The following is a 13,213-nucleotide window of genomic DNA, read 5'->3' on the forward strand; positions in this document are numbered from 1 at the left end:
AAATCAATGAAAGTGTAGCTCAAATTGATCAAACTACTAAAGATAATGTTGAAATTGCTAATGAATCAGCTATTATTTCTAGTACAGTAAGTGATATAGCTAATAATATCTTAGAAGATGTTAAGAAAAAAAGATTTTAATTAATCATTTATACCTAGTGAAAAACTAGGTATAAATTTTCCCTTCAATTTAAATTTTTCATCAAAGTTTCTAAAAAGTTTCCAAATATTTTTATACTTCCATTGTTTTAAATTTTAATATGGAGTAAAAACAAATGGAAAGAAGATTGTTTTTAAAAGGTTCAGCTTTAGGTTCTATGGTAGCTTTTTTTGCAAGTTCAAATTTAAGTGCTGCTATGCTTAAGAATAAGGATTTGCTAGGTTTTAAAGCTGTTAGTGCAAGCACGCAAGATAAAGTTATAGTACCACAAGGTTATGAAGCAAAGGTTTTAATTTCTTGGGGTGATCCACTTTTTAGTAAAGCAAAACCTTATGATGAAAATAAAATCATCGATATGAATGCAGTTAAAAATGCTCATTTGGTTTTTGGAGATAACGATGATGGTATGAGTTTTTTTTCACTTTCAAAAAACAGAGGAATTTTAGCCGTTAATAATGAATATATAAATCCTGAAATCATGTTTAATCATCATGGTAAAAATTTAAGCAAAGAAGATGTTTTATACGAGCAAGCTAGTGTAGGTGTAAGTATCTTAGAAATCAAAAAAAAGGGTGATGATTGGACCGTGGTTTTAGATTCTAAATATAACCGCAGAATCGATGCAAACACTAAAATGCAAGTAAGTGGAGCAGCTAAAAAAGAAGTTTTAAAAAATGAAAAATTTGTTCATGGAACTTTTGCAAATTGTGCAAATGGACAAACACCTTGGGGAACTTATATCACCTGTGAAGAAAATTTTGACGATTTTTTTGGAAGTTTAGATGAAAATCTAGAATTTAATGACTCTCTTAAGCGCTATGGATTTAACAAAACTAGTCTTTATGGATGGGAAAAATTTGATGAAAGATTTGATTTAGCTAAAAATATCGATGAAGCCAATCGTTTTGGTTGGATAGTGGAAATCAATCCTTTTGATGTAAAAAGCACACCTGTTAAAAGAACTTCTTTAGGTCGTTTTAAACATGAAAATGCAGAAATTATCGTAGAAAAAGATGGTTCTGTTATAGTTTATATGGGTGATGATGAGATGAATGAATTTATTTATAAATTTGTTAGCAAACATAAATACAAAAAAGGTGCTGATACAAGTAAAATTTTAGATGAAGGCACTTTGTATGTAGGACAGTTTAACGGCAAGGTGGGAGATTTTAAAGGACAGGGAAAATGGATAGCCTTAGAATATGGCAAAAACGGCCTAGATGAAAAAAATGGTTTTAAGTCTCAAGCTCAAGTACTCATTAATACGCGTCTTGCTGCAAGCATTGTAGGTGCAACTCCTATGGATAGATGTGAATGGATAGCAAGTCATAAACAAAGTGGTTCTAAAGAAGTATTTGCAACACTAACAAATAATAAAAATCGCCAAGAACCTAATGCAGCAAATCCAAGAACTAAAAATGTTTATGGACAAATTTTAAAATGGATGCCAAAAAATTCTCATAAAGACGATGATTTTACTTGGGAAATTTTTGCTCTTGCTGGAAATCCTGATAACCAACAAGGCTTATATAAAGGCTCAAATAATATTACAAGTGAAAATAAATTCAATTCTCCTGATGGACTTAAATTTGATAGAGATGGAAGACTTTGGATACAAACAGATGGATCTTATTCTAATAAAGATGAATACGAAGGCATGGGAAATAACTGCATGCTAGCAGCAAATCCAAAAACAGGGGAAATCAGACGTTTTTTAACAGGACCTATTGCTTGTGAATTAACAGGGATTGCTTTTAGTGAGGATTATACCACAATGTTTGTAGGCATACAACATCCAGGAGAAGGTTTAAAAGGTAGTACTTTTCCTTATGGAAAAACACCAAGATCTAGTGTAATGATGATAAGAAAACTTGATGGTGGAGTGATAGGAAGCTAATAAATTCCAAGCTTAAGGCTTGGAATTTACTGCATTAGCAATTACCAGTTTTTAAATATTTTATAATAGCTTCGCTAGCACGATAGGCTAAAGCATTTAAGGTTAAGGTAGGGTTGTAGCCTGGATTATGTGGAAAATTTCCCGCACCTACGACAAAAAGATTATTAACATCCCAATGCTGTAAATAAGGATTAACTACACTTGTGCTTTTATCTGTACCCATTATAGTTCCGCCAGCAATATGGGTAGAAGTATACCAACCATTTGAAACTACTCCATAATCTCCTAATTTTGGCGAAGTGTAAATATTTTGCGCTCCCATTTCTTGCATGATGCTTTTTAGTTTTGGAAGCATAAAATTATAAAGATTTTTATCTTGCTTGGTAAAATTATAGGTTACGCGGATAAGTGGTAGTCCATAAGCATCTTTATAAGTTGGATCAAGGGATAAATAATTACCTATATAAGGAATAGATGCACCCTGAGCTCCAATATAAGTAAATCGAGTATAATTATAAATAGAAGCTTTTTTAAATTCGGCTCCCCATGAAGGTGTACCCGGTTTAATTGGATTTGATGCTATAGGTCTTGCTCCATTTTGGGAAATTCTAAAGCTTGCTCCATGAATAAAATCAAGTTTGGAATGATCGAAATTATCCCCATTAAAATCATCTATCCAATTGCAAAGTGCCCCAGCTCCAAGATAAGAATTAAATGGATCTTTGAAAAAACCATTAACACTAGGTGTGATTTGATAGCTATAATTTTTTCCTAAAGTTCCTTTGCCTGTTTTTGGATTATAAATTTCGCCTATATTAGAAACCATTAAAAGTTTAGCATTGTTGAAAACATAAGAGCCTAGCATGACTACTTCTGCAGGTTGTATGAATTCTTCTAAAGTTAAAGTATTAACAAATCTTACTCCTGTAGCTTTACCATCTTTATGTAAAATTTCTAACACATTAGCATAAGTTTTAATATCTAAATTTTTTGTTGTTAAAGCTGAAGGTATAGTTGTTACTATAGGAGAAGCTTTTGCACCATATTCACAGCCAAAATGCTCACAAAAAGCACAATATTGACATGCTCCTAAACTTTGTTTATCAGGATTTGTATAAGTTTGAGATGAGTTTGAAGCAGGAACCATACATGGATGATATCCAAGTTTTTTCGTTGCTTCATCAAATTTTTTTTAACATAGTTGTTTTTTCTAAAGGAGGATTTGGATAAGAATTTTTTCTTTTTCCTGAGAAAGGACTTTTATCTTCTCCAGAAACTCCCATCATTTTTTCAGCTTTGTCGTAGTAAGGTTCCATTTCATCATAGTTTACACCCCAATCTTGAATAGTGTATTCTTTAGAAACTTTATTTTTGCCATATTTTTCTTCTGTTAAAGATTTTATTTGAAAGTCATAAGGTAGAAAACGATAACTCATACCATTCCAATGAACTCCTGCTCCACCAACATTATTACCGACATCAAAAGCATAATTTTTTCTCATTGGCAAAGCAATTTCATTATCATTATTCCTAACACATATACTTTCTTTACTTAAATCTTGTTTCATTGCAGCATTATTTACATATTTATACTCATCATGCGCACCTAAAAAATCCGAAGTATCTTGATGTCCACCCCTTTCTAAGGCGACAACTTTAATCCCTGCTTTAGCGCATTCATTTGCAACAATAGAAGAACTCCAACCTAAACCTATAACAACAATATCTGTTTTTTTAAGTATTTTTGCCATTTGTATTCCTTTAATGTGACATATCAGCCAAAGAAATAGGCTCTATCACTTCAAATTTATCTCCATCTAAAACTTGAGTTGCGTAAGTCATTTGAGCGCCTGGGAATTTTTTCATGCGCCAAGCTTGCATATTTGCATTGCCGCCATAAATTGGATCAGCATAAACTCCTGTTATAGTTATGCTTCTTAACTCTGTAAAAAAATCGCTTGCTTTTATCTTATCTCCAAAAGAAACCTTTGTTTTATCTTGTTCAAAAGCTCTTAAGACTTCATCTTTTTGTTTTGCGCTAAGCTCTACAAAGCCTTTTTTATAACGAAGTTTTGCTTCTTCATCTAAAGCATTTACCCCCATTTTAAAAAGTTCAGCTCTAGTTAAAGGATATTGATAACCTTGATTTTTCTTTCCTTGTATAAAAGGTCCAAAGCGATAATCTTTTGCTCCACTTCCGTAATTTCCTGCAAGTTCATTATCTATAAAAATAGCTACACCTAATTTTTTAGCACCTGGTCCTAAATCATCTTCGGGAAAAATTCTTTCTACTGCTTCACTCAGAATATCAAGTTGTGCAGAATTATTAAAAAAAATTCTAGCACGATAATTTTGAGTAGAATTCAAATTGTTTTGATTGTGCGTATGAGCAAAAACCATACTTGGTGCGCTAGCACCTACTAAAGCAAACAAAGATGAGGCTTTAAGAAAATTTCTGCGACTTTGTTTTTTGTCCATGTTTTTTCCTTCCTTATTTTTTTAACATAAATAAGTTATAGCTTTTAATATAAAAAATATATTAATTTAAAAAAAATAATATTTTTATATTTTTTTAAATGTATAATTATGTAACAAAATTAAGTATAATTTAAATTATATTTAATAATATTTATAAAACGTTATGAAAAAATATTTTATATTTTTAAGGAGTGTTGATATAAAGATTTAGGCTAGGAATTCTAGCCTACAATAAGAAAAAATCAATGCAAGCTTTCTATATAAGCCATAGCACTTAATGCAGCTACAGCTCCATCACCTGCAGCACAAATCACTTGCTTAGGCGCATCTTTTCTAAGATCTCCTGCGGCAAAAAGTCCAGCAACACTAGTTTGCATTTTAAGATCAACACTTACTTGCCCACCTTCTTCCATACTGCATAAAAACTTACCATCGTCTTGTTTTAAAATTTCATTTCTTACATTAAGACCAACAAAAGTAAAAATTCCTGGAACATTTAAATCTCTAATACTACCATCTTTTAATTTTACTTTTACCCCAGTAACACCCATTTTATCACCATATACTTCATCTACACTTGCACTAGTAATGAGTTCTATTTTTTCATTTTTCTTAACTTTTTCTACTGTAGATGGAGCTGCTCTAAATTCATCTCTGCGGTGGATAAGATAAACTTTAGAACAAATATTTGCTAGATATAAAGCTTCTTCTAAAGCCGTATCTCCACCACCTAAAACTGCAACTTCTTTATTTTTATAAAAAAATCCATCACAAGTTGCACAAGTGCTTACACCTTTTCCAAAAAATTCATCTTCGCCTTTAAAACCTGCTCTTTTTGGAGCTGAACCTGTACAAACTATCACAGCTTTAGCAAGTTCTGTTTTACCACCTTCTAATTTGATGGTAAAACTTCCATCGCTATTTTTTAAAATTTGCTCTACTCCAACCATTTCATGTTTTAAACCAAAACGCATACATTGTTCATTCCAAGGAGCCATAAAAGAAATTCCATCCATAACTTGGGCTATACCTGGATAATTTTCTATTTCAGAACTTGAGGTAATTTGTCCACCAGGCATACCTTTTTCAAACATTACTACATTCTTAAGACCACCTCTAGTTGCATAAAGTCCGGCACTAAGTCCAGCAGGACCTCCACCTATGATTGCTACATCTAACATTTATATTTCCTTTATATTGAATTTTATTATTAATAATGATATAAAAATTATTCTTAATAGTAGTTAATAAAAATTATTATTTAGTATAAATTTGAAATTTTTAAGAAGAGGGCTAGTTATACTAGCCTTTAGTTTATAGTAAAGAGTTTAGTTTATCGCTAATTGCTTGTTTAGATTGTGCACCAACGAGTTGATCTACAACTTCACCATTTTTAAAGAAAATAAGTGTAGGAATAGAGCGAACACCAAATTCAGCTGCTAAATCACCTTGTTCATCTGTATTTACTTTGCAAATTTTAGCTTTACCATCAAAGTCATTTGCAAGTTCATCAATAACTGGAGCAAGCATTCTACAAGGTCCGCACCATGGAGCCCAAAAATCAACTAAAGCTACACCTTCTTTTGCTTGAGCAAAATTATCACTTGTTAATTCAATATATTTTCCCATAATTTTTCCTTTCTTTAATTTTTGTCTAATTGTATTTTATTTTTTTAAATATCAGCTTAAAAACTTATATTTTCGCAAAATTGTATCACATCATTTTTAATGCAAATCAGATCAATCTGAAAATCCGATGAAATTCCATTTTTAAGATGATAAAATTCTATAGTTTTTAAAATTTTTTCAAGTTTTTTTCTATCCAAACGCTCAGAAACTTCATAATCATTTTGAGTAAATTTAACCTCTATAAAATGTAAAATTTCATCTTTTTTGGCTATTATATCGATTTCTCCAAATTTAGAATGGAAATTTCTTTTTAAAATTTCAAAGCCTTGTTTTTTTAAAAATTTACAAGCCTTATCTTCACCTAAAATTCCATCTAAATAAGCTTTTACACCCATTATTCTATACGCATCATAAAAGGCTTGGTTTTTATAAAATCTTGTTTGCGTAAAATTTCAAGCAAATTTTGTATGCTTTTTTCATAAGTTAAATGTGTAGTAAAAAACAAAGTACTGTAATTTTCATCATTTTTTTTAGGTTTTTGTAAAAAACTATCGATAGAAATATTATTTTCACTCATCAATTGTGTGATTTTAGATAAAATCCCTATTTTATCTTCAACTTTCACCCTTAAATAATATTTTGTATAAATTTCATCTTTGCTTAAAAGCTCGTATTCTAAAGTATTCACAAAACCAAGCATTGGTGCTTTTACCTGATCTCTTGCTATATCCATAAGATCTGAAATCACAGCACTTGCAGTAGCCTCTCCTCCTGCTCCTGCTCCATAATACAAACTTTCACCCAACAAATCTCCATTAATGCTTATAGCATTCATCACTCCATCAACTTTTGCAAGCATTTTTTCTTTATCTATCATAGTAGGATGCACTCTTAATTCTACTTTATTTTCACGCACCTTAGCTATACCTAAAAGTTTTATGGTAAATTCAAACTCATTAGCAAAATACATATCTTCAGGTGCAATTTCACTAATACCCTCGATCAAAATATCTTCAGGTTTAGCTTTAAGATTATAAGCGATACTTGATAAAACAAGCAGTTTATGTGCTGCATCTTGTCCTTCTATGTCAAAAGTTGGATCAGCCTCTGCATAACCTAAATTTTGAGCTATTTGTAAGGCTTGTTCAAAACTCATATTTTTTTGACTCATAGAACTTAAAATATAATTACTCGTGCCATTTAAAATCCCTTTTATAGCCAAAATATTATTTGCACTTAAACCTTCTTTTAAAACCTTGATAATAGGAATTCCTCCAGCCACACTTGCTTCATAACCAAAAGCTAAATTTTTAGCCAAATTTTCAACTTCATAACGATGATAAGCAAGCATAGCTTTATTTGCAGTAACAACAGCTTTTTCCTTTTTTAAAATTTCACTCACTATTTTAAAAGCTTCATCCACTCCACCCATTAACTCCACAAAAACATCTACATCAGCATTTAAAATTTCTTCAACGCTATGAGTAATTGGAATTAAAGCATTTTTTTTAGGACTTCTAGCAAGAGCGATCACAGGAGTGATACTTTGCCCACATCTCGCACGAATGAGTTTATCATTTTCTAAAAGAAATTTAACCACCGCACTTCCAACAGTGCCATAACCAAGAATCGCTACTTTCATAACTTACTCTTTTAGATATTTTTTGATATTGCGTGCAGCTTGGCGTATGCGATTTTCATTTTCAATTAAAGCAATTCTTACATACTCATCACCTGCTTCGCCAAAACCTACCCCAGGACTTACTGCAACACTAGCGCGTTGTAAAAGTTGCTTTGAAAATTCTAAACTTTTTAAATGTCTTTTGCTTTCAGGGAGTTTTGCCCAAACAAACATACTTGCTCTTGGTTTTTGAAGTTTCCAGCCTGCATTTTCAAAAGCTTCAAGTAAAATGTGCATTCTTTTATCATAAGTTGCACGGATTTCATCCACACAAGTTTGATCTCCATCTAAAGCTATGGTAGCTGCTACTTGAATAGGTGTATACATACCATAATCAAACCAAGATTTTATTTTTTTAAGCGCACTGACTAAGCGTTTATTTCCTACTACAAAACCTACACGCCAGCCTGCCATATTGTAAGATTTTGAAAGAGTGTAAGTTTCTACCGCTACATCTTTTGCACCTTCAATTTCCAAAATAGAAGGAGTTTTATAGTCATCATAAGTTAAATCTGCATAAGCAATATCTGAAATAATATAAAATCTTTCTTTTTTTGCCGTTGCTATCAATCTTTCATAAAAACTTTTCTCACAAGTTACTGTTGTTGGATTATGCGGGAAATTAACAACGACATATTTTGGACGCGGGATGCTTTCATTTAAAGTTTTATGCAAATTTTCAAAAAATTGATTTTCATCAAGCTCAAATTTTTCATTATAAGCTAAAGGCATTTTTGCTACATTACCTCCTGCTATAATAAAAGCTTGAGTATGTATAGGATAAGCAGGAGTTGGCACAATAGCAACATCTCCAGGATTTATAATCGCTCTTGCAAGATTTACAAAACCCTCTTTTGAACCCATGGTAGCTACAACTTCATTTTCAGGATCTAGATTAACATTATATTTTCTTTTATACCAATTACAAATTGCTAAGCGAAGTTTATAAATCCCCATGGATGTAGAATATCCCGAGGTTTTATCTTTGTTAGCACTTTCACAAAGTTTATCTATAATGTGTTGTGGAGTTTTACCATCGGGATTTCCCATTGAAAAGTCGATGATATCCTCTCCAGCACGTCTTGCTGCCATTTTTATCGCATTTACTTCTGCGAAAACATAATTTGGAAGTCTTTCTATGGTATTAAAACGGATTTCATCAAACATTTCTTAATCCTTTATTTTTTAAGTGTGATTTTTAAACCCCTGCGTATATTATCTAAACTATACATATCGCTTACAATAGCATATATAGCACCATTTGGAATAAGTTCTGAAAAATGATTATTTTTATTTTCGCTTTTTACTGCTTTAATTAGATTTAGATTTTTATCTAAAAAGAAGATTTTAGGAAACCAATTGTCTAAATCATTTGCATCAATAATCAAATTTGTAGCATTTTTTAAATCAAGCACATAGTCTTTAAGGGGCTTTTCTAATGATTTTGGAGTATTTAAATTAACATTTGTATTGGTTTTTAATACAGCATTGGAAAAATTTAAATCATATTCATAGTCATATGCCCCAATACGCTTAATATTATTTATATAGACAGAATTTTCTTTTAAGAGATTGTAAAGCGTTCCAGGATCTAAAACATATTGAGATTCTACTTGTATGGTATAGTCAATATTTCCTTCTCTTAAAATCAAATCTGTAGGGATAAAATATATATATCCAGCATCTGTTAAAACATCGGATAAAATTTTAAAAAACATAACTTCATCAGCTTTTGCTTTAAAATTTAGTCTTAGACTTTGAGGATTTGATAGTGTTAAGGCAATTAAAGAATTGGTTTTTAATATTTGAGATATTTTTGCAATATCACAATTTCCATTATTATCTATGTAAGAATTATTTGAAAATAATAATTCTAGTTGAGAATTTTTACTAGAATTGTTTACTAAATTTTTTGCTAATTCAAGACTTGAGATTGCAAAAGATATATTAACCCAAAGAGTAAGAATAATAATTTTTTTTACCATTCTTTACCTTTATTTAATTTTACAAATTCAGCAGCTGAAATACTTGTAATTTTTCCATCTTTAATCAAGAAACGTTTTGAAATTCCTGCAGGAAATTTTTGTTCTTTATTTTCTTGATCAAACATTGTTAAAGCTGCAGCCCCTGTTAAAATTAACTGATCTTTATCTAAAGAAATATTAAAATCTTTTTCTTTAACAAAGCTTGTTTTTTTAAGGCTTTTTAAATCTATTAAACCTATCCAAATCTTGGTAGAGGTTTTAAAATGTGCTTCTTTTAAAGAATCAGTTTTTGGTGTATTTGTGTCTTCTTGAATTTGGGTATTTTTTTCTTCATCGAGTAGGGTTGTGTTATTTTCACTGATATTATTTTCTATACTTATGTTTTTATCATTTTCTTGTAATGAGATGTTTTGGCTTGGTAAAACGCTCTCTGTTTGATTTGTTTCTTGTGCTTTATTGTTGTCTATAACAACAACATTGTTTCCACCTAAAGATTTTAAATTTTCTTGTGCTTGTCCTATGATATCTATAACTGTTGCGCTAGTATTATTTTGTTCATCTTTGAAAAAAGTTTTAAGTGTATCAAAATAATAAATTCCACTTCCTATAATCACTAAAACAATAAGAACAATCAAAAAAGGCCAAGCGTTAGAGGATTTTTGACTATAAGCATCTAGTTTTGGGGTTATCATTTTTGATTTTGTTTGTGGAGTAGGATTGTTTTCGTTAAGATAAGCTTCATACTCTTCGTTAAAATCACTAAAGTCGAGTTCGTATTCTCTGCTCAAAATTTTAACAAAACCTTTAACATTAAAACGACTTAAAACAGCAAAATTCTTTTCTACTAAAGCTTCAAGAAAATCAAGTTCAATTTGCGTTTTTGCTGCAACTTCTTTTAAATTTAATTCTTGTATTTTTTTCCAATTAAGCATTTAACATCCTATCACAAAGTATTGCAAAAGCAGCGCTGACATTAAGACTATCAAAATTATTTTTCATCGCAATGCCCACACATTCATCGCATTTTTTTACAATTTTAGAGCTTAAACCAAAACCCTCACTACCCAAAACTAAAACTTTTTTACCATTGCTTATTTTTACACTGTGAATTTCTTTTCCCGAGCCATCACTCGCATAAAAATAAAAACCTACTTGTTTTAGTTCATTTATTACACTTAAAGCATCGTTGCTTATCACAATAGGTAAATCAAGAGCCGCTCCGCTGCTTGTGCGAATTACTCCTTCCATGGCTAATTTTTCACCAATAAAAATTAAAGCCCCAACCCCTAAAGCATAAGCTGTACGCGTGATAGCCCCTATATTTCCTACATCGCTAATTCCATAAAGCATAACAATAAAATCATTTTTTTTGATCTCATTTAAATTCGCAAAAGAACTTTCTTTAATATCTAGCAAAAAACCTTGATGATTTCCACCTTTCGCATAAGCTTGAGCAGTTTTAAAATCAAGTTTTTTGATTTTAAAACCTGATTTTGCGATTTTGGAAAAAGTAGTTTTATCACATTCTTTTGCTAAATAAAGCTCATTGATACAGTCTTTATGATATTCTAAAATATAAAAAAATATTTGCTTCCCATAAACTATCATATTAAAATTTTACCTAATCTTGACTTAAAAGCAGTTTTTGATAAATTTCTTTTGCATTTTTTCCATTGATCTTTGATAATAATTTTGCTTTTGCTTTTAAAGGCAGCTCTAAATCCATAATATCTTTTTCACAAAGAGTATTTTGCAAAAAATTTTGCTCTTTTGATTGCAGTACTACAACCCATTCACCGTTTAAATTAGACTTTTTTAAAATTTCAGAAAGCTCTTTAGCATTGCCTTTAAATTTTTTTTCAAATTTTTTACTGATTTCTTTAATCAAAAAAATTTCTCTTTGGCTGTCTAGAATCATAATTTGTTCTACTAAAGATAAAATACGCTTGGGGGATTCGTAAATAATACTTGGATAAGGAAGGTTTAAAATTTTTTCTATGTCTTTTTGTCTTTCTTTGCCTTTATTTGCTAAAAAACCAATAAAGATAAATTCTTTTTGACAAAATGCTGAGCTTACAAGAGCAACTAAGGCTGCATTTGCACCTGGTAAAATTTCATAGGTGATATTATTTTCTTGTGCAAATTCTACCAAAGCCTTGCCAGGATCACTAATCCCTGGCATTCCTGCATCGCTTAAATAAGCTACATTTTTTTCAAATATCTTTAAATCAATACTTGCTAAAACTTCTTTTTCATTATGGGAGTGTAAGGCTATAAATTTAGAAATATGTATATCAGTGTGAAATTTGGTATTTAATAACGAAATCAAAGACTTACTTACTCTTGTATCTTCGCAAAACACAAGATCGCAAGTCTTTAAAAGTTCTAAGGCTCTAAAAGAAATATCGCTTAAATTTCCTATGGGAGTAGGAATAAAATAAAGCATAATTATTGCATTGCGTATTTTTTCTTAAATTTCTCTACACGACCTGCAGCATCTACAATTTTTTCACTGCCTGTAAAAAAAGGATGGCAATTTGAACAAATATCTACTCTTAATTCTGCTTTGTTTGACTTTGTTGTAAAAGTATTTCCACAAGCACAACTTACTTTGCATTCTACATATTCTGGGTGAATTTCTTTTTTCATTAGTTTTCCTTAAAAATTAAAACAATAAGCCGTGATTATAAATTATTTAACATAAAAAAGAGATTAATTTAAGAAAAGTTAAAGCAAAATTTTTGAAGCTATAGCTATAATAGCTGTTTGACTTTTTAGAATATTAGAGCTTTTAAGAGAGATTTTCCGGTTAAACAATAATCTCTCATCATTGTTAAATCCACCTTCAGGACCTATAAAATATAATTCTTTTTCATCGAAATGACTTTGTTGTTCTCCTTGAAAATCAACCATAATTGCATTTGGAAATTTTTGAACAAATTCTTGAGTGCTTTGGTGGATAATTAAATCCATTTTAGTATTTCTACCGCATTGTTCACAAGAAGAAATAATGATTTTTTCAAATCTTTCTAAATCGATTTTAAAATTTCTTTGTGAAAAATTTGTAAAAACCAAATGTAATTTTTTTACTCCAAGTTCATTTAAGAAAGGTAGAGTTTTTTCTAAAATTTTAATATCTATAATGGCTAAGGCTAAGTTTAATTCACTTTGTTTTATATTTTGTGATTTTTTGTTTAAAAATTTTAAAGTGCAAGAATTTCTTGTTAAATTTGTGATTGTATAGTTGTAAAGAAAATTATCTTGTAAATTTCTAAGATTTAGCTCCGAATTTTCCTTTACTCTTCTTACTTTTAAATGGTTAAAGTTTTCACCTTGAAGTTGTATAAACTCTTCTCCAGCTTGCTTGTTATACAAAAATTGCAT

The 13,213-nt window shown here is 30.3% G+C and carries 13 protein-coding genes and 2 pseudogenes; 2 read left to right on the plus strand and 13 right to left on the minus strand.

What is annotated here, in order from left to right:
- Nucleotides 1–140: pseudogene (locus SR63_RS00325) on the plus strand (methyl-accepting chemotaxis protein); the annotation flags it as partial.
- Nucleotides 141–274: 134 nt separating this feature from the next.
- The gene (locus SR63_RS00330; RefSeq protein WP_002866293.1) at nucleotides 275–2,056 is read left to right on the plus strand and encodes a PhoX family protein; all 1,782 of its coding nucleotides are present in this window, start codon (nucleotides 275–277) and stop codon (nucleotides 2,054–2,056) included.
- 34 nt (nucleotides 2,057–2,090) lie between these two features.
- Here SR63_RS00330 and SR63_RS00335 read toward each other — a convergent pair.
- The 13 genes and pseudogenes from SR63_RS00335 to SR63_RS00395 form a co-directional block, all read right to left on the minus strand.
- A pseudogene (locus SR63_RS00335) lies at nucleotides 2,091–3,807 on the minus strand (GMC family oxidoreductase).
- Between the two features lie 10 nt (nucleotides 3,808–3,817).
- Nucleotides 3,818–4,534: a gluconate 2-dehydrogenase subunit 3 family protein gene (locus tag SR63_RS00340; protein WP_002866326.1), complete on the minus strand. Its 717-nt coding sequence runs from the start codon at nucleotides 4,532–4,534 to the stop codon at nucleotides 3,818–3,820.
- Between the two features lie 242 nt (nucleotides 4,535–4,776).
- Nucleotides 4,777–5,715, minus strand: coding sequence for a thioredoxin-disulfide reductase (gene trxB, locus SR63_RS00345; protein ID WP_002866327.1), 939 nt, complete (start codon nucleotides 5,713–5,715; stop codon nucleotides 4,777–4,779).
- Nucleotides 5,716–5,848: 133 nt separating this feature from the next.
- Nucleotides 5,849–6,163: a thioredoxin gene (trxA, locus tag SR63_RS00350; RefSeq protein WP_002778629.1), complete on the minus strand. Its 315-nt coding sequence runs from the start codon at nucleotides 6,161–6,163 to the stop codon at nucleotides 5,849–5,851.
- A 56-nt stretch (nucleotides 6,164–6,219) separates the two neighbouring features.
- Complete coding sequence (locus SR63_RS00355; protein ID WP_002851874.1) at nucleotides 6,220–6,558, minus strand: YraN family protein; 339 nt, start codon at nucleotides 6,556–6,558, stop codon at nucleotides 6,220–6,222.
- On the minus strand, nucleotides 6,558–7,805 hold the full coding sequence (locus tag SR63_RS00360; RefSeq protein ID WP_002866328.1) for a homoserine dehydrogenase: 1,248 nt from the start codon (nucleotides 7,803–7,805) through the stop codon (nucleotides 6,558–6,560). The genes SR63_RS00355 and SR63_RS00360 overlap by 1 nt, the downstream gene beginning before the upstream one ends.
- 3 nt (nucleotides 7,806–7,808) lie before the next feature.
- A complete protein-coding gene (locus SR63_RS00365) occupies nucleotides 7,809–9,011 on the minus strand; it encodes an LL-diaminopimelate aminotransferase (RefSeq protein WP_002854656.1) in 1,203 nt (400 codons plus the stop codon).
- Nucleotides 9,012–9,022: 11 nt separating this feature from the next.
- Nucleotides 9,023–9,829, minus strand: coding sequence for a hypothetical protein (locus SR63_RS00370; RefSeq protein WP_002921317.1), 807 nt, complete (start codon nucleotides 9,827–9,829; stop codon nucleotides 9,023–9,025).
- Nucleotides 9,823–10,761 carry a membrane protein gene (locus SR63_RS00375; RefSeq protein WP_002857583.1) on the minus strand — a complete coding sequence of 313 codons (939 nt, stop codon included), beginning with the start codon at nucleotides 10,759–10,761 and terminating at the stop codon, nucleotides 9,823–9,825. The genes SR63_RS00370 and SR63_RS00375 overlap by 7 nt, the downstream gene beginning before the upstream one ends.
- The gene (rlmB, locus tag SR63_RS00380; RefSeq protein WP_002866330.1) at nucleotides 10,754–11,437 is read right to left on the minus strand and encodes a 23S rRNA (guanosine(2251)-2'-O)-methyltransferase RlmB; all 684 of its coding nucleotides are present in this window, start codon (nucleotides 11,435–11,437) and stop codon (nucleotides 10,754–10,756) included. The genes SR63_RS00375 and rlmB overlap by 8 nt, the downstream gene beginning before the upstream one ends.
- A gap of 13 nt (nucleotides 11,438–11,450) precedes the next feature.
- On the minus strand, nucleotides 11,451–12,275 hold the full coding sequence (gene rsmI, locus SR63_RS00385) for a 16S rRNA (cytidine(1402)-2'-O)-methyltransferase (protein WP_002866331.1): 825 nt from the start codon (nucleotides 12,273–12,275) through the stop codon (nucleotides 11,451–11,453).
- Between the two features lie 2 nt (nucleotides 12,276–12,277).
- On the minus strand, nucleotides 12,278–12,478 hold the full coding sequence (gene rpmE / locus SR63_RS00390; protein WP_002851603.1) for a 50S ribosomal protein L31: 201 nt from the start codon (nucleotides 12,476–12,478) through the stop codon (nucleotides 12,278–12,280).
- Nucleotides 12,479–12,556: 78 nt separating this feature from the next.
- Nucleotides 12,557–13,213, minus strand: a complete 657-nt coding sequence (locus tag SR63_RS00395) for a 16S rRNA (uracil(1498)-N(3))-methyltransferase (protein WP_002851903.1) — start codon at nucleotides 13,211–13,213, stop codon at nucleotides 12,557–12,559.

This window comes from Campylobacter sp. 2014D-0259, assembly GCF_008000505.1.
Lineage (GTDB): Bacteria > Campylobacterota > Campylobacteria > Campylobacterales > Campylobacteraceae > Campylobacter_D > Campylobacter_D jejuni.

What these genes read in the sequence shown, in the direction of transcription:
- SR63_RS00330 (WP_002866293.1), top strand. Translation starts at nt 275, where the DNA reads ATGGAAAGAAGATTGTTTTTAAAAGGTTCAGCTTTAGGTTCTATGGTA.
- SR63_RS00340 (WP_002866326.1), bottom strand. Translation starts at nt 4,534, where the DNA reads ATGGACAAAAAACAAAGTCGCAGAAATTTTCTTAAAGCCTCATCTTTG.
- trxB (WP_002866327.1), bottom strand. Translation starts at nt 5,715, where the DNA reads ATGTTAGATGTAGCAATCATAGGTGGAGGTCCTGCTGGACTTAGTGCC.
- trxA (WP_002778629.1), bottom strand. Translation starts at nt 6,163, where the DNA reads ATGGGAAAATATATTGAATTAACAAGTGATAATTTTGCTCAAGCAAAA.
- SR63_RS00355 (WP_002851874.1), bottom strand. Translation starts at nt 6,558, where the DNA reads ATGGGTGTAAAAGCTTATTTAGATGGAATTTTAGGTGAAGATAAGGCT.
- SR63_RS00360 (WP_002866328.1), bottom strand. Translation starts at nt 7,805, where the DNA reads ATGAAAGTAGCGATTCTTGGTTATGGCACTGTTGGAAGTGCGGTGGTT.
- SR63_RS00365 (WP_002854656.1), bottom strand. Translation starts at nt 9,011, where the DNA reads ATGTTTGATGAAATCCGTTTTAATACCATAGAAAGACTTCCAAATTAT.
- SR63_RS00370 (WP_002921317.1), bottom strand. Translation starts at nt 9,829, where the DNA reads ATGGTAAAAAAAATTATTATTCTTACTCTTTGGGTTAATATATCTTTT.
- SR63_RS00375 (WP_002857583.1), bottom strand. Translation starts at nt 10,761, where the DNA reads ATGCTTAATTGGAAAAAAATACAAGAATTAAATTTAAAAGAAGTTGCA.
- rlmB (WP_002866330.1), bottom strand. Translation starts at nt 11,437, where the DNA reads ATGATAGTTTATGGGAAGCAAATATTTTTTTATATTTTAGAATATCAT.
- rsmI (WP_002866331.1), bottom strand. Translation starts at nt 12,275, where the DNA reads ATGCTTTATTTTATTCCTACTCCCATAGGAAATTTAAGCGATATTTCT.
- rpmE (WP_002851603.1), bottom strand. Translation starts at nt 12,478, where the DNA reads ATGAAAAAAGAAATTCACCCAGAATATGTAGAATGCAAAGTAAGTTGT.
- SR63_RS00395 (WP_002851903.1), bottom strand. Translation starts at nt 13,213, where the DNA reads ATGCAATTTTTGTATAACAAGCAAGCTGGAGAAGAGTTTATACAACTT.